This is a genomic window from Gordonia sp. CPCC 206044, assembly GCF_048537895.1.
In the GTDB taxonomy this organism is placed as follows: Bacteria; Actinomycetota; Actinomycetes; order Mycobacteriales; family Mycobacteriaceae; genus Gordonia.
This window is the reverse complement of sequence record NZ_JBCLVL010000010.1, coordinates 61,592-86,843: the sequence shown is the minus strand read 5'-3', so window position 1 is coordinate 86,843 and position 25,252 is coordinate 61,592. Positions and strand designations below refer to the sequence as shown.

The window sequence follows — 25,252 nt, the reverse complement described above, 5'->3', positions numbered from 1 at the left end:
CGGACTCTTCGGCCGCCGGCGATCTCCGGACCGGGGGTCTGCGCATGGTGAAGTGAGGGAGAACATGCGGAAGGCCACAACTCGATGGGCGACGGTTGTCGCATCGATGATGGCTGTGGCGATGGCTGCACCAGCGCTCGCCCATGCCGATGACGGGCCTGCGGCGCAGATCTCGAAGACCGCCAAGCTGAGTCCCATGCGGACCGACGTCTGGGTGAAATCGCCGTCCATGGGCGGCAAGGTCAAGGTCTCGGTGCTGACCCCGCAGAACAGCAGTGGTCCCCGCTCCACCGTGTACCTGCTCGACGGCGCCGACGCGGGCAAGGACGTGAGCGACTGGATCACCAAGGGCCGGGCCGGAAAGTTCTTCGCCGACAAGAACGTCAACGTGGTCCTGCCGACCGGCGGCGCCGGCAGCTTCTACACGAACTGGACGCGTCGCGATCCGGCGATCGGCAAGCCGCAGTGGGAGACCTTCCTCACCAAGGAACTGCCGCCGCTGGTCGACAAGAAGTTCAATGGCACGGGCCGTAACGCAGTGATCGGGTTGTCGATGGGCGGACAGTCGGCGTTCGCGTTGGCGGTTCGGCATCCGAATCTGTACACCGGGATCGCGTCGTTGAGCGGTTGCCCGACGGTCGCCGGTCCGGTGAATCAGGCCTATGTGCGCACGACGGTCGCCAAGAGTGGGGGCGATGCCACCAACATGTGGGGCCCGTTCGGTTCGCCGAACTGGGTGGCTCACGATCCGAGCAGCAACCTCGACAAACTACGCGGCAAGAACATCTTCCTGGCGTCCGGGTCGGGTGCTGTCGGGCCGTTGGATCTGACAGCGCCGGCCGACCCGAAGGACGGACCTCCGCAGGCGGTCACCGCCGCCGGCTCCGCGCTCGAGATCGGGGCCTGGCGTTGTTCGTTGGAGTTCGCGGCCACGCTGCGGGCCAACAACATCGCATTCACCCCGGGGTTCCGGTTGATCGGTACCCACAACTGGGTCTACTGGGAGCGAGATCTCCCGAACGCCTGGCCCACCATCTCCCGCGGTCTGTAGCGCGGCCTGCTCTCGCTCCGGACGCGGCAACGTCCGCCCGTACGCGGTAGCGGAGCCGACAGACGCGGGCCCAGCTGTCACACGCGAACGAAGCTCGGACCGCGTTTGACAGGACGGTCCGCGGGCAGCGCTGGCGCGTCGCAGGCGGCTGCGGCTCAGGCCCGTCGGCTCCACTTCTCGGCGAACGCCAGGAACACGTCGCCCTCCTCGGGATTGGTCACCGTGACGCGCACACCGTCGCCTGCGAACGGCCGCACCACCACGCCGGACGCCACGCATTCGCCGGCGAAGTCCATCGTCGCGTCGTCGAGTTGAAGCCAGACGAAGTTCGCCTGTGAATCGGGTACCCGGTATCCGAGTTCGCGCAGCCGATCGGTCACGCGGGTCCGTTCGGCGACCACGGCGTCGGTGCGTGCCAGCAGCTCGTCTGCGGCGTCCAGCGACGCCATCGCCGCCTGCTGGGCGAGGCTGTTCACCGAGAACGGGACGTGCACCTTGCCGAGCGCTGTGATCACCTCGGGGTCGGCGACGGCGTATCCGACGCGCAACCCGGCCAGACCGTAGGCCTTCGAGAAGGTGCGAAGCACCACCAGGTTGCGGAACTCGCGGTGCAACTCGATGGCGTCGTAGGCCTGCGTGGGCCCGAGCCGGAGGTATTCGAAGTACGCCTCGTCGAGGGCGACGATGATGTCCGACGGTACCGCCCGCAGGAACGCGATCAGGGCGTCGGCCTCGACGACGGTGCCGGTCGGGTTGTTCGGATTGCAGACGAAGATCAACCGGGTCCGGTCGGTGATGGCTGCTGCCATCGCCGGGAGGTCGTGCACGTGGTCGGCGGTCAGGGGCACCTGCACCGGTGTCGCACCGGCGACCCGGGTGGCCAGGGGATAGGTCTCGAAAGATCGCCAGCCGAACAGCACCTCGTCGCCGGGGCCGCTGGTGATGGTGATCAGGTTCTGGCACAGACTCACCGACCCGCAACCGACCTGGATCTCGTCCTCGGTCACCCGCAGCTTCTTCGCGAGGACTGCGGTGAGGTCCACCATGCCGTTGTCGGGGTAGCGGTTCACGCTCGCCGCGGCCGAGTCGATGGCCGAGACCACACTGGGCAGCGGCCCCTCGGTGACCTCGTTGCTGGCCAGCTTCACCGCACCCGGAAACGTCTTGCCGGGCACATAGGCGGGCAGGTCGTCGAGGTCGGGGCGGATTCGCAAGCTCACCCGTCAAATGTAGTTCTGCCGTGGTGACACCACCAAAACGGTGGCGGTTTGCTTCTCGGTGCGCGACGTGTGTAATCTTTCGCATCGGCAGTTCGAAAGGACTTCCGCTAGGAGGCGTGCCAGAGCGGCCGAATGGGACTCACTGCTAATGAGTTGTCTCGCTAAAACGGGACCGGAGGTTCAAATCCTCTCGCCTCCGCCGAACCGCAGTCTCCGACCGCGGGGTACAACTGAATAGCACGCGCCCGTAGCTCAACGGATAGAGCATCTGACTACGGATCAGAAGGTTTGGGGTTCGAATCCCTACGGGCGCACTCACCACCACCCCCGAGGCCACCCTCGGGGGTGGTGCCGTTTCTGAGCCAGTCGTAGGCCACGCCGGTCCGTAGCGCCCAGAGGCGCAGCGCCTGGACCGATGGGTCGATACGACCATTGATCCACGTGCCGACTGTGTTCCTGGACACATCCAGGTAGTCGGCCATCCCTTGTACGCCTGGCCGCCCAACCCGGCAGACAGGTCCGAAAGGCGTCCCGGGGCCAGCAGGACCGCACGGCGAGACTCGCCCGCAGTACGGATAGAGACCGCCGCTCGGATCCAATGCGACGTGTCGACGACGATGCAATCTCTGGTCACCAGGTTGCGTCGCCGGCCTTGGTCTCCACGTTCACGCGATACGCGACGATGCCGTGGCGGCTGATCCAAGACGGCCGCGGTTGCTGTGGCGTCGGTGGCATCCACTGCATGGCCTCGACGTCTTCTGAGCCATGACAAAACCTTTGCGGTGTAGCCCCTTCAGCTCAGTAGCCGAGCGCAGCGCGGACCAGCTGCGCTTGCTCGAGGCTCGGCTCAGCTGGGGTGCCGTCGAGAGTGACGTACCGTCCGGCCGCGCCGTGCACCGTCGCGAGCCTGCCGTCGATGGCCGTGTCGTCGAAGTCGATCCGGTCGGAGATGTAGGTGTCCCAGCCGATGATGACCGGGCCGTGCGAGTGGCCTTGCTGCTTCTGAACCTCGTACGTTCCGGCCTTGAGCCAGTCGGGATTCCAGGCGCCGATCACGGCGGCCATAACCGCACGGATCAGTCGCTGCGAGGCCGCTGACGTCACCTCGTCGAGACGCAGGGACGCGATGATCCGGTTGCGGGGCTTGGCGAACCCGGCCCTGATCCGCAGCGACAAGGGAAACTTGCCCTGCTCGGTGCGGCGGCGAATTGTGGCGTACTGGCCGGGATTCTTCATGTTCTTGACCTCCGCGGTCGCCGCCAAGATCCGGGCAGCAAGGTCCGCGTGAGCGTTCAGGTCGAGTGCGGTGAAGCGCTGAGGATCACCGTCGTCACCACTCGAGTCCCCAGGGGTTGTTACCCAGAGGCCAGGAAGCGCAGGCATATCGTGCAGCATCTTCGCAGTCGCGGTGGTCACGTCGTCGAGCGACTGGGGACGCGGCGTCCACGCGCCGATGATGTCGATGGTCGTCATCGGCGGTCCCTTCTTCGGCGATAGGTCGATGTGAACCCGGGACTGCGCTGTTAGATCTCTCTCACAACAGATCTGCGAACGCTGCTCGCACAGGGAACACCTCGTTGGATACTCGACGCAATCGGGTGAGTGGGGTGAAACCGTAAGTGTCGGGCTTGTTGGGATCAGCCCCCGCCTTGAGGAGAAGCGACGCGACCTCGTCTGACCGTTCCGCCCCACCCCGGCCGACGACGAGTGCGAGCGGGGTCTGCCCTGTGTCGTCGGAAGCATCGACATCGGCTCCTGCGGCCAGTAGTTGCTCGACGATCTCCGGTAGGCAACGCTCGGCCGCGAAATGAAGAGGTGTCCAATCGCGTGATTCGCGGGCGTTGACATCGGCGCCAGCCGCGATCAGCTTGGCCACGTTCTCAGGTTCGCGGTCGACGGCTGCATAGTGCAGCGGGGTGCGGTCGAGGCGGTCGCGTTCGTTGGGCATGTCAGTATCCGAGCGCGGTGCGTACCAGCTGGGCTTGTTCGAGGCTCGGCTCGGCCGGGGTGCCGTCGAGGGTGACGTACCGTCCGGCGGCACCGCGCACCGTGGCGAGCTTTCCATCAATGGCCGTGTCGTCGAAGTCGATCCGGTCAGAGATATAGGTGTCCCAGCCGACGATGACCTGTCCGTGCGAGTGGCCCTGTGCCTTCTGAAAGTCGTAGGTTCCAGCTTCCAGCCAGTCAGGGTTCCACGCACCGATGAGCGCCGCCATGTAGCCGCGGATCAGACGCTGCGATTCCGCAGACGTGATGTCGTTCATCCACACCGTCGCGACGATGCGGTTGCGTGGCTTCGCGAACCCGGCCCGGATACGCAGTGTCATCGTCTCCTGCCCGTCGGCGTCGAGGCGAGTGATGTGGAGGTGTTGACCGGAAGACTTCATGTTCTTGATCTCGGCGGTCGATGCGGCGATGCGTGCAGTCAGGTCGGTGACATTCGACGGGTCGAGCGGTTCATAGCGAACGGCGTCGTTGTTGCCGGTTTCGCCTGGGGTTGCCCAGTGTCCGGTGCCGGGCCAAGTCGCGAGCATCTTCGCCGTGGCCGACGCCACCTCGTCGAGCGACTGTTCCCGCGCGGCCCATGCTCCGATAATGCTGATGCTCATGTGATCACCCTTCTGCAGGTATGTGCTTGACACGGATTCGGTCTCCGTAGTCGTTTTCGGCGATGATCCGGTTGACTGCTTTCTCCATCTCCGGGGTGGCCACGCGCCACTCGACTTCGGCGTCGTGCTGTTCTGCGGTCTCGTACTGGCGTTCCAGTTGGTTGGGAATCTCCTTAGCGGCACCGTGTTTCAGGCCGCCGTCCTCGTCGATCATCCATTCTCTACCGGGCCCCTTGGCCTCGATGTATAGCTCCTTCTCGCCGTCGTGGGCGGCCTCGTGGCCATCGAAATCGACGTACCCCTTGTCCGAGTGCTCGGAGGGCACCCGGTAAGTCATCTCGCCAGGTGATTCAGTGACTTGCTGCTCGTAGGCTCTGGCTCGTTCCGACCACCCTGCCTTCTTTTCGGGGTGCCAGGAGCCGGTGCCGTCGTCGCTGAGGTCAACGTTGGTCTGCAGCAGCTCGTTGAGGTCGACGTCGGGGAAGTGGTGGACCATCCACAGTGCGGCTGCTCCGATCGCCATGCCGGCGGCGACCAGACCGGTGAAGATCGCACCGAGTAGCTTGCCCATATCGAGCAGCCCGTCGAACAGGCCGACTTGCTGGATCATGCCGGAGGCGGCGTCGTTGTCAGCCGTCTGCAGTTGGGCCAGGCCACGGTTGATCAGTGGCTGCCACACATCGATCTTGGTTTGCGCATCATCGGCGTCGGGGTCGACGGGTGTCACCTGCCAGGTGTCGGCGACGATGCAGCCGTCGGCCTCCGCATCGTCGGCGGTGCCCAGCAATGCTTTCGCGGCGAAGTGCATCGAGGTCAGGCCCGAGTGAACCTTGGCGCCGGTGTCGGTGATGAGGTCGGCGGTGCGGATGTTGACGCGGTGGGCGTCGCCGAGGACTGCGGTGGTGGCGTGAAATGCGCCGCCGGACCAATCACCGGAACTGCCGAGCTCGGTGATGCCGGATTGGGCGCGGTGTGAACATGACTCGATGACCTGGCTCTGTGTGGTCAGCGACTGCTGTGCTTCGACGGCGGCAGTCGCCGCTGTCCAGGCGGCGAGCTGGGAGCGGGTGAGCATCAGGTGCGCAGGTCGCCACCGGAGCAGCGGATGTCGGTGACGTTGCCTGTCTCGGTGTGGCCGTAGTCGGTGGCGGCGGTATTCACCTTCGGGCCGACCGGGCGCAAGGTCTGTGACGATTGGCCGATTGCGGCATCGATCACCTGATCGAGCACTCCGAGGACCGCTGACGTCGCGCTCCCGGAGACCTGGCCGGCGGCGGTGGCCATCGCACCCTTACCCGCGGCGGCGGCGATCTCGTCCCCGAGCGAGCCGACGTGTGATCCGAACCCGCTGATCCGATCCGGCTCGGCTCGGACTTCCGGTTCCATCGTGACCCCCTCAGCGATGTTTGATCTCATGCACGATAGCGAACCGATCTGACAGCGGCCGCGTCTTACCCTGCATGATCCTCGACGTCCTGGCCCTCGTTGCAGCCATCATGGGAGGGGCGTGGCTTCTCACTCCTGAGCAGACGTCGACGTATGTGGTGGCCGACTGAGTTTGTACCACCGCAGGGCGCCGATGATCGGGACGAGCCACGCAACCGCGATCCACCGGATGCCCCGTCGGGTCCCCGTAGGCGTGGCGATGATGTCGATCGTGGCCAGGACCGAGAACACTAGCCAGGTCAAAGCTGCGGTGATCCCCACGGACAATCCGACCAGGCCGATGAGGAGGTTCCTGAACCAGTCGTTGAGCTCGTGGCAGGCGTCTGGGTAGTCGGCGCAGTCTTGCAGGCCCGCGGCCGCGAGTGCGTCGGAAAACATCGCCCGGACGGTATCAGCCCCGCCTGAGAGCGCTGGTGATCCTGGGTCTCAGTGCAGCTCGCGGGACACCTTCGCCGATAACTGAGCGCCGAGTGAGTGACTCTCCGCCGCAGTGTGGAAGGCCGTGAGGCTCTACTCAACAGTGACGCGAACCACCTTCCCGGCTGCCCACAACTGTCCGGGCAAGTTGTTCGTCCCTTCTCTGGTCACCCGCTCGACATCACCCGCCGGCCAAGTGCGTGACCACAGGTAACGAACGTCTTCCACGATCCCCTCGAAACTTGGGGGTGCGTGCACGTCCATCCACATGTACGGATCTTCGACGGCCAGCCCCGGATGTCCAGGTTTGGACCTGGCGGTATCGCCACTGAGCGCCGCAGCGAAAGACTGACTGATTGCTGATCTCACGAGTGCATCCCCGTCTTGCTCGATGACCTCCACCGAAGGAATGCGAGTTAGTGACTCGTCCGGGAATCGGTCCGGTTCCACCGCCCACCAACGCTGAACGACGCCGCTTCCCCCACCGCAACAGCAGTCATCGGAGGTTCGTCATCGAGAAGAACCCAAAACCGCACCATGCGGTCCACACCCCCTCCCAGGCCACATCACCCAAGGTCACTAATCACGAATATGTGACGGCCGAGTGAGCTTGTACCACCGCACGGGGCCGATGATCGGGACGAGCCACGCTACGGCGATCCACCTGATGCCCCGGCGGGCCCCGGTGGGTGTGACGATGATGTCGATGGTGGCTAGCACCGCGAACACCAGCCAGGCCAGAGCTGCGGTGATCGCCACGGAGACCCCGCCGAGTCGGAGAAAGAGGTCCCCGACATCGGGGGCGATGCTGGGGCACGCGGATGGCTGCTCGGCGCAGTCCTGCAGCCCTGCGGCCGCGAGTGCGTCGGAGAACATCGACCGGACGGTATCAGGCGCGTCTCTAATGCCAAGGGGCGAGGATACTTGGTCGACGCCCCGGTCGCTATCGGAGACCATCGGGAGCAGAGTGCACGTCCCGGGGTGTTAGTCGGACAGTATGAAGGCTCGGAGAGAGAGCAGAAATGACGATGTACCGAGTGGACGTGACGCGCGAAGACGGTTGGTGGATGATCCGCGTGCCCGAACTGGTCGACAGCTTCGATGGCGAGCCGGTGCTCACTCAGGCGCACGGACTCATCGGAGTCGACCCGATGGCGCGCGAGCTGATCTCGCTTGTCGCGCATGTTCCCTCGTCGGAGATCGCGCTCGGCTTGAACATCGAACTGCCTGCAGACGACAGGGACGACGAGCGTTTGACCGAGAAGAGCGGACCAGTCGAGATCGAGATCGACGGCGAGATATTCACCGTGACCGTGCATCAACCAGGCGAGTTCAGTTACGACTGGAACACAGGACCTAACGATTACGGCTTCGGCTCAGGTGTGCGAAGTGTCGGCGGACCAGTACCTCAGGAGCACCTTTACCCGCCGTTGTCTGTGCATCGGGACTCTTGTGCACGATTTCTGGCACAGATTGATCCGGACACCGGATATCTGGCTGATTAACCGTTTCGTGGCGACGGGACATGCTGAGCCAGCTTCAGCCAGGGGTCTGGCTGCGCGCCAACCATTCGCCGTCCAACGAAAGCTGACCGAACGTCCCGTCGGCCGACATCGTGTGTGCCGCCATGTACGGCGTGCTCCACCGGGTCACGTCTCAGAGGTGAATCATCCGCAATCAGCCTCTCGTGTTCGGCCCGCGCGACTGAATCGCGGCTACGATCGCTGCTCCGACCGCCACGAATGTCAGGCGGGCGCCGATCTCTGAGGCTGACAGACTGCCGCTGCCGATCAGCACGATCACCGCTGCGAGGCCGATAAACGCCCACGGAAGCCACCCCTTCGCCGTCACTTCCACACCTATCTCTCCGTCGGTTTCGGGCGCAGCCTACGGCAACGGAGTAGCGTAGCTCTCTTCGGCCATTGGCTGGAGTCACCAGGAGGGCACCACATGCCCAACCATCACCCATCTCGATCGTGGCGCGGCTGCGCGATGTGCAAACCCCACAAGCGTCGCGGTCAGGGCTGCAGCGAGCGCGATCCTTGGGCGGTCCAACGCCAACTCGGCGTCCGCCGACGCTACTCTCGAGCCGATCTAGGCGACTGACCTCAGCGAAAGCGGCAACCTCAGCGTCGCCTCGCCGCTAGTCTCACCGGTGCGATCTGTCGGGGGTCCAGGACAAAGTGGCAGTTCACCTTCTGCAGATCCGAGCCGATTTGCTTGGAGGTGGGTGTGGAAATGAAGCCGGGTTACGAGCGAGCACGTGTCCTGATCACGGTGAAGACGTATCCGAACCCCTCTGCGAAATACGAAGAGACAGTGTGTGTTGCGGGTGTCCGACTCGATGGCGAGAAACCTGAGTGGATCCGTCTCTACCCTGTGAGATTCCGCAGTGTGGATGAAGGCGCACAGTTCGACAAGTACGAGGTCATCGAAGTTCACGTGACGCCCCATGGAAGTACTGACCCGCGTGTCGAGTCTCATCGGCCAGATCAGCAAACAGTCGTCCATCTCGATCGCATCGACACCGACCGGGGTACGTGGAGGCGACGCCGGGATCTGCTCGGCGAGCTTCCTGGCATGACCACTACCTGCGACCTTCGGCGAGATGCGGTCAGTGGAAGGATGAGTGACCCTGCGCGATCTCTGGGAATGATCAAGCCCCACGTCACCGATGTTTCGGTGTCAGAGGGTAGACCGTGGGATGCTGGCCAACTGAGGAAGATCGCGGACGCAAGTCAGCCGACGCTGTTCGGTCCGGGTCTTCGGCCTCTCGAGCCGATGCCGTACAACGTCCATTACGAGTACACCTGTGAAGCTGACGGCTGCGACGGGCACCGGCAGAAGGTCCTGGACTGGGAGCTCGGACAAGCAGGGCGGAAGTGGAAGCGAGAGTACGGCGACCTCGCAATTGAGGAGATCAGGCGAAAGTGGGCCGATCAGATGACCGCCAGCGACCGTGATCTCTACTTTTTCATCGGGAACCAACACCAACACCGAGGGTCATTCTCGGTATTGGGCACCTGGTGGCCGAAACAACAGGCAGAAGATCGCCAACTTGGTCTGTTCTAGACGTGCACGACCTGAGCGTCTGGGCGGTCGGCCAGTAGGCGATCAACAACCAGATGGCGGTGGCATTGACTGTGATCGTGCTCGAAACACAGCAAGGCGACCGCGCCGTCGTCGAGTAACTCGACCACGTGCGCGAGCGCTTCACCTGCGGCGTCGCCGTCGAGTACCGCACGGTAACGATCGATCGAGTGTGGGTCGCCTGCGCGAAACCCCACCCGGTTGTCCTTCGGGTTCCCGAGTGCGCGGTGGTGGATGTAATCAATACCGACTGCGTCGAGTGCTGCGGAGAGCTTTGTTTTCGACAGGCCTGGCTTCCGGCTGAGGGGAGTCAGGCGAACGTCCACGAGTACCTGTACATCGGCTGCGACAAGCTGGGTAATCAGATCGCTCGCAGACCTGCCTTCGTAGCCGACGCTGACGAGAGTCCCGCGGGTGTGTTCAGTGTTCGTCACAGAGTCAATTATGGCCTGATGCTCGAGGACCATCCCCAGGTATCAGTATGTGTCGAATTTTAATGAGGCAATGCGCAATTCGATATCTCTGGTGCGAGTCGAGCAGGCGAGGCGGGCGTCCACATGCGGGCATGTCTGGTTACGCACCCTTCCTCACGAGCTTGGCTCGCTCGCGGTGATGGCGGCGGGCTCGCGCGATGGCTCGCTCCAAAGAAGGGGTGGTCGCTGCGGTATGAGCGGGTGTCCACGCAGCCCTTAGCCGCCCGGGGTGCATCTCGATCCGGTAGAACGCACCGCCGTCGAGCTCCGCGAACCATCTGCTCGAAATGCAACTCAGATGCCTTCGTACTCAGGCATGATCACGCCGCCGATCGCGTGCCAGGAGCACGAGGGCCACGGCCTCTAGGGCTGTGAATGCCGACAACGTGACCTGTGCCCACGTGTTCGTCGCTATGCCGATCAACAGGCCGATGGTGGCGAGCATGCTGGTACCAATGGTGATCATCGCCTTGTTTGTACTGCTCATCTGTCCCCTCGTCTTCTTGTCTCGCCAGGGTCGATCTCGTGGTGTTCGGTCGCTTGTTCGGGTGTCATGCCGCCATGCAATCGTCGGGATCGGGAGGCACTGCCCACATGGTGCGGCGGTAAGAACTGTCGACGGCCCCGTGCATTGCTTCGCGCAGCTCGGCAGGGTCAACGCCGACGTAGCGTTCGGTGGTCGCCAGCGACTCATGGCCGAGCAGGATCTGAACTGCGTGCAGGTTCTTCTTGCTCTGGAATGAGCGTGTTGCGAAACGGTGGCGAAGCGTGTGCATGGTCCACGTCCCAGGCAATGCCTCTGAGCACAGCTCGCCAACGCGTCGCGGCGCCAGATGACCGTTGTCGTTGCCGGGGAATAGCCAGCCGGTCGGTGCCGCGCCCGGCGTGTGGCCAGCAGCGCCAGCCTCGATCACGCTTGCCAGATCGTCGCTGACGGGGATCACGCGCACCTTGCCGCCCTTGCCGTGTACCGGCAGCATCGGTCCGTCGAGCGCATCCTCGAGGTCATCGGTGGACACGACTGCGACTTCTGCGCGCCGTAGCCCCTGCTCCACCGACAACCGCAGCATAAGGCGAACCCGCGGTGAAGGAGTGGCCATGCCAACGGTAACGACACGGTTCGGTGCGGGCCGCGGTGCCGGCTCCGATGCCTACACGGTCGGAAGACCATCTACCGGGTTGACACCCGACAGGCGTTCGGTCGTGAATGCCCAGGTGAAGAACGACACCGCGGCGTTCCGGTGGGTGCGGCGCGTCTCGCGCGCCCAGGTCTGATCCGCGTGATAGCCGATGATGTCGCCGCGGGTGACATCGGCGGGCTTGATCGAGTTGAGCGCACGAGCCATTCCTTCGATCTGCTCGCGACGCGAGTTGACCGTGGTGCTTGGACGTCCAAGGGCCCGAAGATGCCGGAGGTATCCGGCGATCAGAGGTTGCCAGGCAAGCGGCACCGGCTTGGAACGTCCTGTGTTGTTTTGTCTCATGGGTCTGGATTCTGGGGGAACTGAATCTGGATTCGACAAATCCTCGTCATTCGAGGATTCGAGTTGCAGTCAGGCTGCGGACGCCGCTGCTGGTTTGGGGTCGACAGGGTGTAGGTGCCGGCGTCTGGGTGTGACCTGCGATGATGTGGTCATATCGACGACGTTGGTGGCCGAATCCCCGTACGGATCAGAAGGTTTGGGGTTCGAATCCCTACGAGCGCACCACAGATCCCGCTACCGGTACCCATCGGTGGCGGGATTTTGTTCTCGCCCTCTCGACGGCTGCCCGCACCTCTCTCTCGGTGGCTACTTCCGCGACGGCCGCGCCGCACCGGAACGCCTGTGCGCTGGCATTTGTCACGCCGGACCGATCGACTCCGATAGTCCTCGGGAACGACCATAGAAGGGGGCCATGGCCATGACCGACAAACATGATCACGACGAGCACGATCACGACGAGATCGCTCGCTACTCGTGGGATGACACGCCGAAGTACGTCGACCGGGAAGGGAACCCGCTGTCGCTGAACAAGTGCGTCGAGCTCCAGGACGACCCGGGGTATCGACGAATCGTCGTCCACCGGATCGCCTTCGACGAGCAGGGTGGGGTGGCATCGATCACCGAACTCACCGACCTGCATTCGATGGTTGCGACACCGCCCACTGAGGCCGACCACTGTGATGTCGCGACCACGTGGATCGGCATCCGACTGTTCGGCCAATCGTTCGAGACCATGCTCTTCGGCGGTCCCGACGACGGCGCGTACGTGCGGTACGAGAACGAAGAGGAGGCCATCGCCGGTCATCACGAGGTGATCGAGGCCATCCAGGCTCGCGGATCGTGGATTCCCGCGCGAAGCTGAGCCTCACATGTCCGACGGCCGGGACCAATGGCGGTCCCGGCCGTCGTCATGTGCGGACATGGCGTCCTGAACGGGGCGATCCGGGCCGCGGCCGGAATCGGCCCGCGACTACCATCACCTCCATGCCGGAAGCGTCGACCATCGTCGTCAGCGGCGTCGTCATCCGCGACCACGCCGGTCGTCTGTTGACGGTGCGCAAACGGGGCACGCAGCGATTCATGCTGCCCGGCGGCAAACCCGAACCGGGGGAGTCCGATATCGAGGCCGCCGTCCGCGAATGTGCCGAAGAGATCGGGCTCACGGTCGCCGACAATGCGCTGCTCCGGTGGGGGCGGTTTCGGTGTGCTGCCGCCAACGAAGACGGATTCGATCTCGTCGCAACGGTTTTCGAACACGACAGGGTCGACCCGATCATCACTCCCGCCGCGGAGATCGCCGAAATCCGTTGGCTCGACGTCGAAGTGCGACCGCTCCCGGACGACCTCGCGCCGCTCCTGGTCGACCACGTGGTCCCGGCGCTGCGAGCCACCGCCGACTCCTGACGCGCGCCGCAATTTTCACAAGATTCACAGCATTTCAACCTCGGTCCGTTACGGTAAACCCTCAGGGGGGTCTTTAGAGCGCCGAAAGAGATGAAAGGATCTCGCATGACCGCTCCATCACCCGTAGCGCGCTATGCCGCCGAACTCTTCGGCACATTCTGGTTGGTCTTCGGCGGTTGTGGTACCGCCATCTTCGCTGCCAAACAAGTTGCCGAGGGCGACGACATCGGCACGTTGGTGCAGGTCGGCGTGGGCTACCTCGGTGTGGCGCTCGCATTCGGTCTCACCGTGGTCACCATGGCCTACGCCGTCGGTCACATCTCCGGCGCGCACTTCAACCCGGCGATCACCCTCGGGGCTGCCGTGAGTGGTCGCCTGTCGTGGAAAGACCTGCCCGGTTACTGGATCTGCCAGGTCGTCGGCGGTCTGCTCGCCGGACTGTTGCTCTGGGTCATCGCATCGGGCAAGGACGGGTTCGACCGGGTCGGCAACATGGCCGCCAACGGTTACGGCGACCACAGCCCTGCCGGATACGGACTCGGCGCGGTCATCATCGCCGAGATCCTGCTCACCGCGTTCTTCCTCATCGTCGTGCTGGGTGCCACCGACGGTCGCGCACCGGGCGGATTCGGTCCCCTGGCCATCGGCCTGACGCTGACCCTCATCCACCTCATCTCCATCCCGATCAGCAACACCTCGGTCAACCCCGCGCGCTCGACCGGCGTGGCCTTCTTCAACGCCAACGGTGCGCCGGGCCAGTTGTGGGTGTTCTGGGTGGCGCCCTTGGTCGGCGGTGTGATCGGTGGCCTGCTCTATCCGCTGCTGTTCGAGAACGGCAAGCTGGCGATCGCGGGCATGGGGTCCAAGGAGTCCTCCGCGTCCTGACCGCACGTGTCGGCTAAGTGCCGCAGCTCGATCGATCCCGTCGTCGGCGTTGTGACCGGCATCGATGGGTGAGTTGCGGTCGCCGGCGCCCCGGGCGGCGGACGTCCCCGTCGCGGCGTCGTACTGTCGGAGGTACCGGTCATCACGCCGGACACCGACAGACTGCGGACGGAGGTCGACGATGGGCCAGCCCACCGGGCAACAGCCGCGTCCACCCGTCGACCCGCCCTCGGGTCCGCCTGCCGACGACCTCTACCGGACCCCGCTGCACCCGCAGCTCTATCCACCGCTGGGCTACGGGCCCGACGGCACGCCGATCTTCGTACCCGGGCAGAAGGCGCCTGTTGCCGGTCCGGCGGCAGGCGCAGGTGCCGACGGTGGTCCGCCGAGGGCGCCCGAGGAGGCCGCTGGCCTACCGGAACCCGATGGGCGCCGCCGTCGCGAGCAGGCGTCGGACCGTCGGTTGGTCGGGGTGCTCGCACTCGTGGCGGTGGCTGCACTCGGCCTGCTCGCTCTGACCGTCGGTCGGGCCGCCTTGCGGGACGACGAGTCGACAACCGCGACTGAGCCGACGTTGCCGATGGTCATCCCCGAGGCGCCGACAGGGCTGCCGACCGCGCCCGGACAGGAACCCGGTGGGGGTTCCGACGAGATCCCCGGGGTGGTCCCCAACGACCCGGCGTCGCCTGCGGGCAAAGAAGTCGTCTACCAGGTGACGGCATCGACGGCGACGACGATCCTCTACGTGGATGCCGAGGGATTGCGGACGACCGTCGGCGCGCCGAGTCCGTGGACGGTCAGTTTCACCGCGAACGCCAATCCGCTGCGCATCCTGGTACTGGCCGGGCGCGGCGCGGCGTCGTGTGAGATCAAGGTCGACGGCCAGACGATCGCGTCCGATCAGATCACCGAGACGTCGACCCGACGGACGGTCTCCTGCCGCGGCTGAGATGGTCGGCCCACATCACGGCGTGACCTGGATCATGGATCGCGGTGGCCATCGCGCGCATCGACTGTGTGGTGGGGTGTCCGGGTCGCTACCGTAGACCTGTGAGTTCCTCGCAGACAGCCCCAGAGAACGCCGCCTCCCCGGAGACCGCCACCTCCGCCGCCGACTTCAAGTCGATGGTCACCTGGCGCGGTGTGGGCGCCGACCGGCTCGAACAGGTGCGCCTGCAGGTCTCCGGTGACCGCATCAAGGCCTACGGTCGCATCATCGCGGCGGCCACCGACGACCACGAAGCGTTCTCGGCGTCGTACGAGCTGATCACCAACGATGCCGGCGTCACCAAGCGGCTGTCTGTGCATCTGCTGCGCGAGAGTGGGATCACACAGCTCGGCATCACCCGTGATGGTGAGCACAACTGGCTCGTGCAGACGCCCGACGGAACGCAGCGCAGCGACTTCAACGGGGCCGAGGACGTCGATCTGGCTCTCTCGCCCATGTTCAATGCGCTCCCGATCCGACGGCATCGCCTCCACGAGCGGGCCGGGGACCTCGACGTGCCGGTCGCCTACCTCTACCTGCCGGGCGGCGTGGTGGAGCCGGCAACCCTGCACTACACGGCGGGCGAGGACTCGATCGAGGTGGTCTCGCCCGTGGTCACCTCCACACTCACCGTCGACGCGAACGGTTTCGTGGTGGACTACGCCGGCCTGGCCACCCGGGTCTGAGTCGACCGGATCTCCTCGATCGGCCGAAGCCCCGGAACCTGCCTCAGCCCAGCCACACGCGTGCCTGGTGGGCCTGCCGTCGCAGTTCCTCCGCCCAGCCCGGCGCGCCGATGGTGACCCCGGTGATGGGGGCGGGCGCCGCACCGGCGATCGCGTCGTACGCCAGGCGCGCGCGATGACCGTCGTCGACCAGGATCTCCACGGTGCCCTGATCCCGTAGCTCGTCGCGCGCGGCGATCAGCCGGTCGATCGTCTCGCTCAACACGTTGAGCAGGGCGATCCCGTTGGCCTCCAACATCGCCCGCTGCAATGCGGGAGCCGTTGCGGCAACCCGCGTGCCGTCACGAAAACTCCCGGCCGCCAGGCGCAGCGCGAGGTCGCTCTCGCCGGCACCGACGGCGGCGGTGGCCCCCGCCGTCAGGTGCGGCAGATGTGAGATCGCCGCCACCGCACGGTCATGCGCGTCGGGTGCCGCCGGCACCACGAATGCCCCGACTGCCCGGGCGATCGACGCGACCGTGGACCAGTCGTCGGCGTCGGTGTCGTCTTCTGTCGTGACCATCCACATCGCGTCGGAGAACAGATGCGGGTCGGTGGCCTCCCACCCGGACCGGCTGGTTCCGGCCATCGGATGGCCGCCGACGTACCGCATGCCGGCTGCATGTTTCGAAACGGATTGGGCAACAGCCTGTTTGACACTGATCACATCGGTGAGCAGGCATGTCGCGGCATGTTCGGCGATGGTGGGCAGCAACGCGTCGATGGTCGTCACGGGCGTCGCCAGGACGATCACCGCGTCGTCGGTGGCCGCCCGCTGCAACGTCGCGACCAGATCGCCGGACGCCTGATACCCGGACGACGTGGCGGCGTCGACGGTGTCGGGCGAACGGTTGTAGCCGTAGGCGGTGCCGCCATCGTCGTGCAGGGCGCGTAGCAGCGAACCGCCGATGAGGCCCAGTCCGAGAATGCAGACGGGTCGGTCGAGGAGCACGGGACGGTCAGCTGCGGCGGTCACCCCTTCAGATTCCCACATCGACCGGCCCTGTCCGGCGCCGTGCCCACCTGCGGGGACTTGGGTGCCTCGCCGTTTACGGCTACGGTGACCTGCATGGCAGGTGCCGGCACGGACGTATCGGGTGGTTCGAACAAACAGGTCAACGACGACATCGAAGGATTTGCGGTAGCCGTCGTCCGCGACGAGGGCTCATGGAAGGTCACCGCACTCGAACGGTCCGCCCTCCTCGACCTCGGCGAGGCCGAACGACAGCTGCGTGACCTGCGGGCCACCGGTGCCGTATTCGGTCTCCTCGACGTCGACGACGAGTTCTTCATCATCGTCCGGCCGGGGCCGTCGGGCGCCCAATTGCTGATCTCCGACGCCACCGCGGCCGTCGACTACGACATCGCCGCCGACGCACTCGACGAGATGAACATCGAGGTGCCCGACCTCGATCCCGACGAACTCGACGACGTCGACCCCTGGGAAGAGGGCGACCTCGGCGTCCTCGCCGATCTGGGCCTGCCGGACGCGGTCATGAGCATCATCGTCGGCGACACCGACCTCTACGCCGACGAACAGGTCGGCATGATCGCCGCGCGACTGGGATTCGCCGACGAGTTGTCCAAGGTGCTCGACACATTGGGGCATTGACCCCGTCGGGCACGTCGTCGGCGGCGTGGGAGTCGATGATGCGATCGGCGCTCACCGCGGCCCGCGCCGCAGGCCCCGACGACGTCCCCATCGGTGCGGTCGTCTTCGACCCGGCAGGCGTCGAGCTGGCGCGGGCGGCCAATCGTCGGGAAGCCGACGGCGATCCCACCGCCCACGCGGAGATCCTGGCACTGCGGATGGCCGCCGCACGCTACGGCGACGGTTGGCGTCTGCCGGGCTGCACCCTGGCGGTCACCGTGGAACCGTGCACGATGTGCGCCGGGGCGATCACCCTGGCGCGGGTCGACGCGCTGGTGTTCGGTGCCTGGGAGCCCAAGACCGGCGCGGTCGGGTCGTTGTGGGACGTCGTACGCGATCCGCGGTTGACGCACCGTCCTCAAGTGCGTGGCGGCGTCCTGGAGGACGAGTGCAAGGCGCTCATGCTGGACTTCTTCGCCGCGCGCCGCGACGACCGACCCTGAGGATCCCGCGGGTACGAATCAGGGTGCACTTCAGGGTCCTTTTCTGCCTGTGTTCTGGCACATTGGGGATAGGGGCACGCATCCGCGGTGCCCGCAGAACCCGAGGAGGGTGACATGGCCGACCCCACAGACAAGGTGACCGAGGCGGTCGACGCAGCCAAGGAGAAGTTCAGCGAGTTCGCGAACAGCGAGCAGGTCCAAGGCGCCGTCGATTCGGCCAAGGAGAAGTTCACCGAGATCGCGAACAACGAGCAGGTCCAAGGCGCCGTCGACTCGGCGAAGGAGAAGTTCACCGAGATCGCCAACAGCGACCAGGTGCAGGGCGCGCTCTCGACGGCGAAGTCGAAACTGGGCGAGTTCCGCGACAAGCTCGGCGGACACTGATCTCTACTCCGTCGTTCCCCGCGCGGCTCTCCGTGTACGTGCGAGTTCGCGTGCCCCGTGCTGCCCGACGAGCGGGTGCGAGCGTCACGAAGGGTCTCTGACCTGCCAATTTAATGCTGGGCGCCGACTGCGGTACAGTCTTCCGCGGTGGCGTGTCCGAGCGGCCGAAGGTGCAGCACTCGAAATGCTGTGTGCGGTAACCCCGTACCGAGGGTTCAAATCCCTCCGCCACCGCCACGAATGGCCCCCTACCTGTACGGGTAGGGGGCCATTATGGGCAGTGGGCCATCCACCTCATTTCCGAGCATCCACCTTGGCGCGCGCGAAGGTGAATTCTCCGACATGAGGTTTCTGTCGCCGGCGCCCCCGATCAGGTGAGGAAGCGGCCGGCGTTCTCGGCGAGGTCGAGCACCGGTTGCGGGAAGACGCCCAACACGATGGTGACCACGGTGCACACCGCGATCGGAACCGTCGTCAACACGCTCGGCTTCACCACGTGCGGAGCGTCGACGGGCACATCGGCAAAGAACATCGCGACGATGATGCGGATGTAGAAGTAGGCAGCGATCGCGCTGGCGAGCACACCGACCACCACCAGGACACCGCCGCCTGCGCCGCCGACGGCCGCGAACACGTCGAACTTCGCGATGAACCCGCTCGTCAACGGGATCCCGGCGAACGCCAACAGGAACATCGAGAACATCGCGCCGACGAGCGGATACCGACGACCCAGTCCGGCCCACTGGGAGATCTCGGTGGCCTCACGACCGGACAGGTGAGGGCCGGATGGTCGGTCCGGCTCGCGGACCACCGCGACGGTGGCGAAAGCACCGAAGGTCGAGAAGGCGTAGGCGGCAAGGTAGAACAGCGATGCGGCCAGCCCGGCATCGTCGAAGGCGATCAGCCCGAGGAGGATGAATCCCGCGTGCGTGATGGACGAGTACGCGAGCATGCGTTTGATGTCGGTCTGGGTCACCGCCATCACCGCGCCGATGAGCATGGTGGCGATCGCGATCACCCAGAGTGCCGGTGCCCATTGGTCTTTGAGATCGCCGAACCCGACGTAGAACACGCGCAGCAACGCCACGAACGCGGCGATCTTGGTGGCTGCCGCCATGAATGCGGTGACCGGACTCGGTGAGCCCTGGTACACGTCGGGAATCCAGGCGTGGAACGGCACGGCACCGACCTTGAACAGCAGACCGACGCCGAGCAGTCCGAGGGCGAGCAGTGGGAGGATCGTGTCGCCGCCGGGTTCGGAGACGGCGACTCCGATGGAGCGTCCGATCTCGCCGAGTTGCAGCGACCCGGTCGCGCCGTAGGCGAATGCCGCGCCGAACAAGAAGAACGCCGACGAGAACGCCCCGAGCAGAAAATACTTGAGCGAGGCCTCCTGGGAGATCAGTCGACGACGACGTGCCAGCCCGCACAACAGGTAGAGGGGTAGGGAGAAGACCTCCAGTGCGATGAACATGGTCAGCAGATCGCCACAGGCCCCGAACAGCATCATGCCGCCGACGGCGAGCAGGGTGAGCGGGAAGACCTCGGTGGTGAGGCCGCCGGCCCGGGTGGCCTCGAACTCGGCGTCGGTGTTGGGGACCGACGCGCCCGACGGGGTGAACATGTCGGCGCGCACCGACTCCAGGGATGCCTGGCCCTGGAAGGACGACTGGGCGGCGGCGCCTGGGCCGTCGCTGACGCGGCGTATGCGTCCCGGTGCCGCCACCACGCGCTCGAGTTGCCGTTCGCCCAGGAAGGCAACCGTGAGGATCGCGACGAGGAGCAGCAACCCCTGCGCGAACAGCGCGGGCCGGTCGATCACCACCGCCCCGGACATCGCGAACTGACCGTCCCGGCCGTCGGTGAACTCGGCGGCGGCGACCGCCACCACCGCCGCGAACGCCGCGACCAACCCGCCCAGCGACAGCACGATCTGGATCGGATAGCGAAACCGTCTCGGCGAGAAGGCCTCCACCAGAACGCCGACCACGGCGACGCCGAACACGATCAACATCGGGGAGACCAGACCGTACTCGATGTTCGGCGGGGTGATCGCCGCGAGATGCTCGACCGTCATTTCGAGCCTCCGTCCGTCCCGGAACCGACCGTGGGCTGCGGATCCTGCTGGCCGATCGTGCTCATCGTGTGGGTGACCGCCGGATCGATGATGTCCAGCAACGGCTTCGGGTACAGGCCGAACACCAGGAGCAGCGCGATCAGCGGTGTCACCACCACGAGTTCACGGCCGTGCAGATCCCGCATGGATCGGGTGGCCGCGCCCGGCCCCTCGAGGTGCCGAGGTGGTCCACCCATCATCCGTTGGTACAGCCAGAGCACGTAGATCGCCGACAGCACAAGGGCACTCGCCGCCGCGATCGCGGCGACCGGATAGCGGGTGAAGGTCCCGATCAACACCAGGAACTCGCTGATGAACGGGGCGAGGCCCGGCAGCGACAGGGTGGCGAGACCGGCGATCAGGAACGTTCCGGCCAACACGGGCGCCACCTTCTGCACCCCGCCGTAGTCGGCGATGAGGCGGCTGCCGCGACGCGATACCAGGAACCCGGCGATGAGGAACAACGCGGCCGTGGAGATCCCGTGATTGACCATGTACAGCGTCGAACCGGTCTGCCCCTGGCTGGTCAACGCGAAGATGCCCAGGATGATGAAACCGAAATGGGAGATGGAGGTGTAGGCGATCAGACGCATCACGTCGGTCTGGCCGATGGCCAAGACCGCACCGTACACGATCCCGATCACCGCGAGGGTGGCGATGAACGGCGCGAAATATCGTGAGGCATCGGGAAACAGCTGCAGACAGTAGCGCAACATGGCGAACGTGCCGACCTTGTCCACCACCGCCATCATCAACACCGCACCCGCCGGCGTTGCCGACACCGCGGCGTCGGGCAACCACGAGTGGAACGGCCACAACGGGGCCTTGACGGCGAAGGCGAACATGAAGCCGCAGAACAGCAACTTGAGCACGCCCGAGCCTGCGTCGAGCTGCCCCGACGACGCGGCCTCGACGACGGCCCGCAGATCGAAACTGCCGTTCCCATCCGAACCGAGATCCGACCGTGCGGTGACGACGTACAGACCGATGACGGCGGCCAGCATGATCAGCCCGCCGAACAGGTTGTACAGCAAGAACTTCACCGCGGCACGACTGCGGTCCACACCGGCGCCGGTGCCGAATCCGCCGATGAGGAAATACATCGGGATCAGCATCGCCTCGAAGAAGATGTAGAAGAGCAGGATGTCGAGTGCGACGAAACTCATCAGCACCATCGCCTCGACGCTCAGCGTCAGCGCGACGTAGATGTGCACACCCTTCTGCCGGCGACCCCCCGCATGGTCGAGCGAGCCCGAGTGGTCGGCGTCGCGCCACCCGGCCACGATCAGCAGCGGCACCAACACCACCGTCAGCAACACGAGGACGAGACCGATCCCGTCGAGCCCCAATGTGTATCGGGTACCCAACGCGGGAATCCAACTGTGATCCTCGGTGAACTGATAACGATCGGCAGCCCCGACACCACCGCGATCGCGGTCGAAACCGATCGCCAGGCCCAGCCCGACCGCGAACACCGCGATCGAGACAAGCAGACCCACCCACTTGGCCACGTCGGCTCGTGTCCTCGGAACCGACAGCACCGCAAGGGCTCCCACCGCGGGCAGCAACCACAGAATCGTCAACCAGGGGATGTTCACAGCACATTCACCACCATCACCATGGCGACGACGAGGATCGCGCCCGCGAACATCGACAAGGCATACGAACGCACGTAGCCGTTCTGCCATCCACGTATTCGGTGCGACAGCCACGAGACGCTCTGGCCGACACCGGTCGTCACGCCGTCGACACCCTCGTCCTCGACGACGACGAGTGCGTGGGTGAGCTCCTGTCCGGGGCGCATCAGCACGCGCTCGTTGAATCCGTCGCCGTACAGATCGCGGCGGGCCGCGACGGTGAGTGCGGAGACATCGTCAGGGGCACTCTCGGGGACCGGTCGCGTACCGTACTGCCGCCAGGCGATCAGCACGCCCGCTGCGACCACCACGAGCACCGCGACGGTGACCACCCAGGTCGGCACCGACAACTCGGCATGATGTTCGCCGACGACCGGTTCGAGCCAGGACACCAGCGAATCGCCCCAGGCGAGCAGCGCTCCAGAGACCACCGAGCCGATGGCGATCAGGATCATCGGACCGGTCATCACGCCCGGTGATTCGTGCGGATGGACGTCGGTCTTCCACCGGCGCTCACCGAAGAAGGTCAACAGCATCACCCGTGTCATGTAGAACGCCGTGATGCCTGCGCCCAGGAGCGCTGCGCCGCCGAGTAGCCAGCCGCTCAACCCGCCTTTGGCGAACGCTGCCTCGATGATCGGATCCTTGGAGAAGAAGCCCGCGAACGGCGGGCACCCGATGATCGCGAGATAGCCGAGTCCGAAGGTGGCGAAGGTGATCGGCATGACCGTGCGCAGACCACCGAAGCGGCGCATGTCGGTCTCGTCGTCCATCCCATGCATCACCGAACCGGCGCCGAGGAACAACCCGGCCTTGAAGAAGCCGTGCGTCAACAGATGCATGATGGCGAAGGCGTAGCCTGCGGGCCCCAGACCGGTGGCCAGGACCATGTAGCCGATCTGACTCATCGTCGACGCCGCCAACGCCTTCTTGATGTCGTCCTTCGCACAGCCGATGATCGCGCCGAACAACAGCGTGACCGCACCGACGACGGTCACACCCACCTGCGCGTGCGGGGCCAGGTCGAATATCGGATTGGAACGTGCAATCAGATAGACGCCCGCGGTGACCATGGTCGCGGCGTGGATCAGCGCCGACACCGGCGTCGGGCCCTCCATCGCGTCGCCGAGCCACGACTGAAGCGGCACCTGGGCAGACTTGCCGCACGCCGCCAGCAGAAGCATGAAACCCAGTGCGGTGAGCACACTCTCGCCCGCTTGATCGGCGGCCCCGAACACCGCTTCGAACGACACCGAGCCGAATGTGGCGAACAGGATCATCAGCGCGATCGCCAACCCGACGTCGCCGACCCGGTTGACCACGAACGCCTTCTTGGCCGCGGTGGCCGCCGACGGCTTCTGCTGCCAGAAACCGATCAGCAGATAGGAAGCCAGGCCGACGCCCTCCCAACCGAAGTAGAGACCGAGGTAATTGTCGGCCAGCACCAGCACCAGCATCGCGGCGAAAAAAAGGTTGAGGTAGGCGAAGAACCGCCGACGGCCGGGATCATCGGCCATGTAGCCGATCGAGTAGATGTGGATGAGTGAACCGACACCGGTGATCAGCAGGACGAAACACATCGACAACTGGTCAAGTTGAAGACCGAAGTCGACCTGCAACTCGCCGACCGGAACCCAGCTGAACAAGATCTGGTGGACCGCACGGGCATCCGCCGTCCGGCCGACCATGCCGACGAACATGACGAGCCCGAGCACGAAGGATGCCAGCGCCATCGCACAGGCCAACCAATGACCCCACCGATCGATCCGGAGCAGGCCGGCGCTGGATTGATACGGCCCGCTCGCTTCGCTCCCGGCGCCGTGTCGATTCGGCCCGCTCGCTTCGCTCCCGGCGCCGTGTCGATTCGGCCCGCTCGCTTCGCTCCCGGCGCCGTGTCGATTCGGCCCGCTCGCTTCGCTCCCGGCGCCGTGTCGATTCGGCCCGCTCGCTTCGCTCCCGGCGCCGTGTCGATTCGGCCCGCTCGCTTCGCTCCCGGCGCCGGCCAGGAGCAGGATGGCCGCCCCCACCAACGGAAACGCGGGAACCAGCCAGAGGAGATCTGCGGTCGATTCGGTGCCCACCCGTGCCTCCTACCGCTTCAACAGATCCACGTCGTCGACCGAGGCCGATCGCCGCGCCCGGAAGATGGTCATGATGATCGCCAGCCCGACGACCACCTCTGCCGCCGCGACGACCATCGTGAAGAACGCGATCACCTGGCCGTCGAAGGAACCGTGCATGCGGGCGAAGGTGACGAACGCCAGATTGGCGGCGTTGAGCATCAACTCGATACACATGAACACGACGATCGCGTTGCGCCGGAGCAACACCCCGGCGGCGCCGATGGTGAACAGCAACGCCGACAGGTACAGATAGTTCACCGGATTCATGGGCGTTCCTCCCCCGGAGGCGTACCCAGCGACCGGCGGATGGTGCCCGGCGTGGGTGCCTGCGCCGGGCGCGGGCGCAACGTCGCGTTGACCGAGAGCTCCGACGGCGAGCCGTCCGGGAGCAAGGCGGGGACGTCGACGGCGTTGTGACGCGCATACACACCGGGACTCGGCCGCGGTGTCATGTCGATACCGAGCCGGAACCGTTCCTGCGAGAGTTCGCGTTGCGTGCGTCGCGGACCGAACCGCTCTCGGTGCGCGAGGATCATCGCGCCGAGCGTGGCGGCGATCAGCAGCGCCCCGGTGAGCTCGAACGCCCAGAGGTACTGCACGAAGATCAGTTCGGCGATGGCCTCGATGTTGCCGTCACCCGACGTGCCGGTGGCACCCGCGCCGCCGGCGACCGGCGCGCCCGCGAACACCGCCAACGACGCGTTGGCGATCGCCGCGATGAGCAGCACTCCGAACCCGATGCCCAGGACGATCGCGGAAAAGCGTTGTCCGTGCAGGGTTTCCACCAACGAATCCGACGAATCGACGCCGATGAGCATGAGCACGAACAAGAACAGCATCATCACCGCGCCGGTGTAGACGACGACTTGCACGACCCCGAGGAACAATGCGCCCTGGGCGACATAGAAGACGGCGAGGATGATCATGGTGGTGGCCAGGAAGATCGCCGAGTAGACGGCCTTGGTGGCGAACACGACACCGAGCGCGCCGATCACCGCGACCACACCGAGCACCCAGAACTGGACGGCCTCACCCGTGGAGGTGGTCGTGAGCGCGGCGAGCGGCACCGTCGTCGTGCCGGTGGCCGGACCCATTGCGGACATGGT

Annotated in this window: 30 protein-coding genes and 3 tRNA genes; 14 read left to right on the top strand and 19 right to left on the bottom strand. The window is 65.4% G+C overall.

What is annotated here, in order from left to right; genetic code table 11:
- The first annotated feature begins 64 nt into the window (after positions 1–64).
- Positions 65–1,051: an alpha/beta hydrolase gene (locus tag AAFP35_RS16960; RefSeq protein ID WP_419222801.1), complete on the top strand. Its 987-nt coding sequence runs from the start codon at positions 65–67 to the stop codon at positions 1,049–1,051.
- A 155-nt stretch (positions 1,052–1,206) separates the two neighbouring features.
- On the opposite strand, the gene hisC is transcribed toward AAFP35_RS16960, so the two are convergent.
- Complete coding sequence (gene hisC / locus AAFP35_RS16955) at positions 1,207–2,271, bottom strand: histidinol-phosphate transaminase (protein WP_419222800.1); 1,065 nt, start codon at positions 2,269–2,271, stop codon at positions 1,207–1,209.
- Positions 2,272–2,381: 110 nt separating this feature from the next.
- Here hisC and AAFP35_RS16950 point away from each other — a divergent pair.
- Both AAFP35_RS16950 and AAFP35_RS16945 read left to right on the top strand, forming a co-directional pair.
- Positions 2,382–2,470 (top strand) — tRNA-Ser (locus AAFP35_RS16950).
- Positions 2,471–2,512: 42 nt separating this feature from the next.
- A tRNA-Arg gene (locus tag AAFP35_RS16945) sits at positions 2,513–2,585 on the top strand.
- Here AAFP35_RS16945 and AAFP35_RS16940 read toward each other — a convergent pair.
- The 8 genes from AAFP35_RS16940 to AAFP35_RS16905 form a co-directional block, all read right to left on the bottom strand.
- Positions 2,544–2,753 (bottom strand): helix-turn-helix domain-containing protein, encoded by a 210-nt coding sequence (locus AAFP35_RS16940; protein ID WP_419222911.1) that lies wholly within the window; start codon positions 2,751–2,753, stop codon positions 2,544–2,546. The genes AAFP35_RS16945 and AAFP35_RS16940 overlap by 42 nt on opposite strands.
- Positions 2,754–3,069: 316 nt before the next feature.
- The gene (locus AAFP35_RS16935; RefSeq protein ID WP_419222799.1) at positions 3,070–3,744 is read right to left on the bottom strand and encodes a hypothetical protein; all 675 of its coding nucleotides are present in this window, start codon (positions 3,742–3,744) and stop codon (positions 3,070–3,072) included.
- 61 nt (positions 3,745–3,805) lie between these two features.
- Positions 3,806–4,219, bottom strand: coding sequence for an ankyrin repeat domain-containing protein (locus AAFP35_RS16930; RefSeq protein ID WP_419222798.1), 414 nt, complete (start codon positions 4,217–4,219; stop codon positions 3,806–3,808).
- A gap of 1 nt (position 4,220) precedes the next feature.
- Positions 4,221–4,880, bottom strand: coding sequence for a hypothetical protein (locus tag AAFP35_RS16925; RefSeq protein ID WP_419222797.1), 660 nt, complete (start codon positions 4,878–4,880; stop codon positions 4,221–4,223).
- Positions 4,881–4,884: 4 nt separating this feature from the next.
- Positions 4,885–5,955, bottom strand: a complete 1,071-nt coding sequence (locus AAFP35_RS16920; RefSeq protein ID WP_419222796.1) for a Tox-REase-5 domain-containing protein — start codon at positions 5,953–5,955, stop codon at positions 4,885–4,887.
- The gene (locus AAFP35_RS16915; protein WP_419222795.1) at positions 5,955–6,266 is read right to left on the bottom strand and encodes a hypothetical protein; all 312 of its coding nucleotides are present in this window, start codon (positions 6,264–6,266) and stop codon (positions 5,955–5,957) included. The genes AAFP35_RS16920 and AAFP35_RS16915 overlap by 1 nt, the downstream gene beginning before the upstream one ends.
- A 129-nt stretch (positions 6,267–6,395) precedes the next feature.
- Positions 6,396–6,704, bottom strand: coding sequence for a hypothetical protein (locus AAFP35_RS16910; RefSeq protein ID WP_419222794.1), 309 nt, complete (start codon positions 6,702–6,704; stop codon positions 6,396–6,398).
- Positions 6,705–7,322: 618 nt separating this feature from the next.
- Entirely contained in the window at positions 7,323–7,619 is a 297-nt protein-coding gene (locus AAFP35_RS16905; RefSeq protein ID WP_419222793.1) for a hypothetical protein, read from the bottom strand.
- A gap of 167 nt (positions 7,620–7,786) precedes the next feature.
- Here AAFP35_RS16905 and AAFP35_RS16900 point away from each other — a divergent pair, with 167 nt between their 5' ends.
- A complete protein-coding gene (locus AAFP35_RS16900) occupies positions 7,787–8,248 on the top strand; it encodes a hypothetical protein (protein ID WP_419222792.1) in 462 nt (153 codons plus the stop codon).
- Positions 8,249–8,981: 733 nt separating this feature from the next.
- Positions 8,982–9,815, top strand: coding sequence for a hypothetical protein (locus tag AAFP35_RS16895; RefSeq protein ID WP_419222791.1), 834 nt, complete (start codon positions 8,982–8,984; stop codon positions 9,813–9,815).
- Here the strand turns inward: AAFP35_RS16895 and AAFP35_RS16890 are convergent.
- The 4 genes from AAFP35_RS16890 to AAFP35_RS16875 all read right to left on the bottom strand — a co-directional run bounded on the left by AAFP35_RS16890 (position 9,812) and on the right by AAFP35_RS16875 (position 11,790).
- Positions 9,812–10,267, bottom strand: a complete 456-nt coding sequence (locus tag AAFP35_RS16890; protein WP_419222790.1) for a DUF488 family protein — start codon at positions 10,265–10,267, stop codon at positions 9,812–9,814. The two genes, AAFP35_RS16895 and AAFP35_RS16890, sit on opposite strands and share 4 nt — an antisense overlap.
- A 349-nt stretch (positions 10,268–10,616) precedes the next feature.
- The gene (locus tag AAFP35_RS16885; RefSeq protein ID WP_419222789.1) at positions 10,617–10,793 is read right to left on the bottom strand and encodes a hypothetical protein; all 177 of its coding nucleotides are present in this window, start codon (positions 10,791–10,793) and stop codon (positions 10,617–10,619) included.
- 64 nt (positions 10,794–10,857) lie between these two features.
- Positions 10,858–11,376, bottom strand: a complete 519-nt coding sequence (locus tag AAFP35_RS16880) for a tyrosine-type recombinase/integrase (protein WP_419222910.1) — start codon at positions 11,374–11,376, stop codon at positions 10,858–10,860.
- A gap of 81 nt (positions 11,377–11,457) precedes the next feature.
- On the bottom strand, positions 11,458–11,790 hold the full coding sequence (locus AAFP35_RS16875) for a hypothetical protein (protein WP_419222788.1): 333 nt from the start codon (positions 11,788–11,790) through the stop codon (positions 11,458–11,460).
- A gap of 418 nt (positions 11,791–12,208) precedes the next feature.
- Between AAFP35_RS16875 and AAFP35_RS16870 the strand changes: the two genes are divergently transcribed.
- The 5 genes from AAFP35_RS16870 to AAFP35_RS16850 all read left to right on the top strand — a co-directional run bounded on the left by AAFP35_RS16870 (position 12,209) and on the right by AAFP35_RS16850 (position 15,753).
- A complete protein-coding gene (locus AAFP35_RS16870; RefSeq protein WP_419222787.1) occupies positions 12,209–12,652 on the top strand; it encodes a hypothetical protein in 444 nt (147 codons plus the stop codon).
- Between the two features lie 122 nt (positions 12,653–12,774).
- Positions 12,775–13,194, top strand: a complete 420-nt coding sequence (locus AAFP35_RS16865) for an NUDIX hydrolase (RefSeq protein WP_419222786.1) — start codon at positions 12,775–12,777, stop codon at positions 13,192–13,194.
- Between the two features lie 105 nt (positions 13,195–13,299).
- Positions 13,300–14,079, top strand: coding sequence for an aquaporin Z (gene aqpZ / locus AAFP35_RS16860; RefSeq protein WP_419222785.1), 780 nt, complete (start codon positions 13,300–13,302; stop codon positions 14,077–14,079).
- A gap of 181 nt (positions 14,080–14,260) precedes the next feature.
- Positions 14,261–15,028, top strand: a complete 768-nt coding sequence (locus AAFP35_RS16855) for a hypothetical protein (RefSeq protein ID WP_419222784.1) — start codon at positions 14,261–14,263, stop codon at positions 15,026–15,028.
- 101 nt (positions 15,029–15,129) lie between these two features.
- The gene (locus AAFP35_RS16850) at positions 15,130–15,753 is read left to right on the top strand and encodes a putative glycolipid-binding domain-containing protein (protein WP_419222783.1); all 624 of its coding nucleotides are present in this window, start codon (positions 15,130–15,132) and stop codon (positions 15,751–15,753) included.
- Positions 15,754–15,796: 43 nt separating this feature from the next.
- Here the strand turns inward: AAFP35_RS16850 and AAFP35_RS16845 are convergent, their stop codons facing one another.
- Positions 15,797–16,786, bottom strand: a complete 990-nt coding sequence (locus tag AAFP35_RS16845) for a prephenate dehydrogenase (RefSeq protein WP_419222782.1) — start codon at positions 16,784–16,786, stop codon at positions 15,797–15,799.
- A 75-nt stretch (positions 16,787–16,861) separates the two neighbouring features.
- On the opposite strand from AAFP35_RS16845, the gene AAFP35_RS16840 reads away from it, so the two are divergent.
- The 4 genes from AAFP35_RS16840 (at position 16,862) to AAFP35_RS16825 (ending at position 18,507) form a co-directional block, all read left to right on the top strand.
- On the top strand, positions 16,862–17,404 hold the full coding sequence (locus AAFP35_RS16840) for a tRNA adenosine deaminase-associated protein (protein ID WP_419222781.1): 543 nt from the start codon (positions 16,862–16,864) through the stop codon (positions 17,402–17,404).
- Positions 17,405–17,442: 38 nt separating this feature from the next.
- Complete coding sequence (locus AAFP35_RS16835; protein ID WP_419222909.1) at positions 17,443–17,886, top strand: nucleoside deaminase; 444 nt, start codon at positions 17,443–17,445, stop codon at positions 17,884–17,886.
- Between the two features lie 114 nt (positions 17,887–18,000).
- Positions 18,001–18,270 carry a hypothetical protein gene (locus tag AAFP35_RS16830; RefSeq protein ID WP_419222780.1) on the top strand — a complete coding sequence of 90 codons (270 nt, stop codon included), beginning with the start codon at positions 18,001–18,003 and terminating at the stop codon, positions 18,268–18,270.
- Positions 18,271–18,416: 146 nt separating this feature from the next.
- Positions 18,417–18,507: transfer RNA gene (locus AAFP35_RS16825), tRNA-Ser, on the top strand.
- 133 nt (positions 18,508–18,640) lie between these two features.
- On the opposite strand, the gene nuoN is transcribed toward AAFP35_RS16825, so the two are convergent.
- From nuoN to AAFP35_RS16800, 5 genes are read right to left on the bottom strand one after another with little or no spacing between them, the layout of a single operon-like run.
- On the bottom strand, positions 18,641–20,347 hold the full coding sequence (gene nuoN / locus AAFP35_RS16820; RefSeq protein ID WP_419222779.1) for an NADH-quinone oxidoreductase subunit NuoN: 1,707 nt from the start codon (positions 20,345–20,347) through the stop codon (positions 18,641–18,643).
- The gene (locus AAFP35_RS16815) at positions 20,344–21,984 is read right to left on the bottom strand and encodes an NADH-quinone oxidoreductase subunit M (protein WP_419222778.1); all 1,641 of its coding nucleotides are present in this window, start codon (positions 21,982–21,984) and stop codon (positions 20,344–20,346) included. The genes nuoN and AAFP35_RS16815 overlap by 4 nt, the downstream gene beginning before the upstream one ends.
- Positions 21,981–24,104: an NADH-quinone oxidoreductase subunit L gene (nuoL, locus tag AAFP35_RS16810; RefSeq protein ID WP_419222777.1), complete on the bottom strand. Its 2,124-nt coding sequence runs from the start codon at positions 24,102–24,104 to the stop codon at positions 21,981–21,983. The genes AAFP35_RS16815 and nuoL overlap by 4 nt, the downstream gene beginning before the upstream one ends.
- Positions 24,105–24,113: 9 nt before the next feature.
- Positions 24,114–24,413 carry an NADH-quinone oxidoreductase subunit NuoK gene (gene nuoK, locus AAFP35_RS16805; RefSeq protein ID WP_419222776.1) on the bottom strand — a complete coding sequence of 100 codons (300 nt, stop codon included), beginning with the start codon at positions 24,411–24,413 and terminating at the stop codon, positions 24,114–24,116.
- Complete coding sequence (locus AAFP35_RS16800; RefSeq protein WP_419222908.1) at positions 24,410–25,249, bottom strand: NADH-quinone oxidoreductase subunit J; 840 nt, start codon at positions 25,247–25,249, stop codon at positions 24,410–24,412. Before AAFP35_RS16800 ends, nuoK begins: the two co-directional genes overlap by 4 nt.
- Positions 25,250–25,252: the final 3 nt, after the last annotated feature.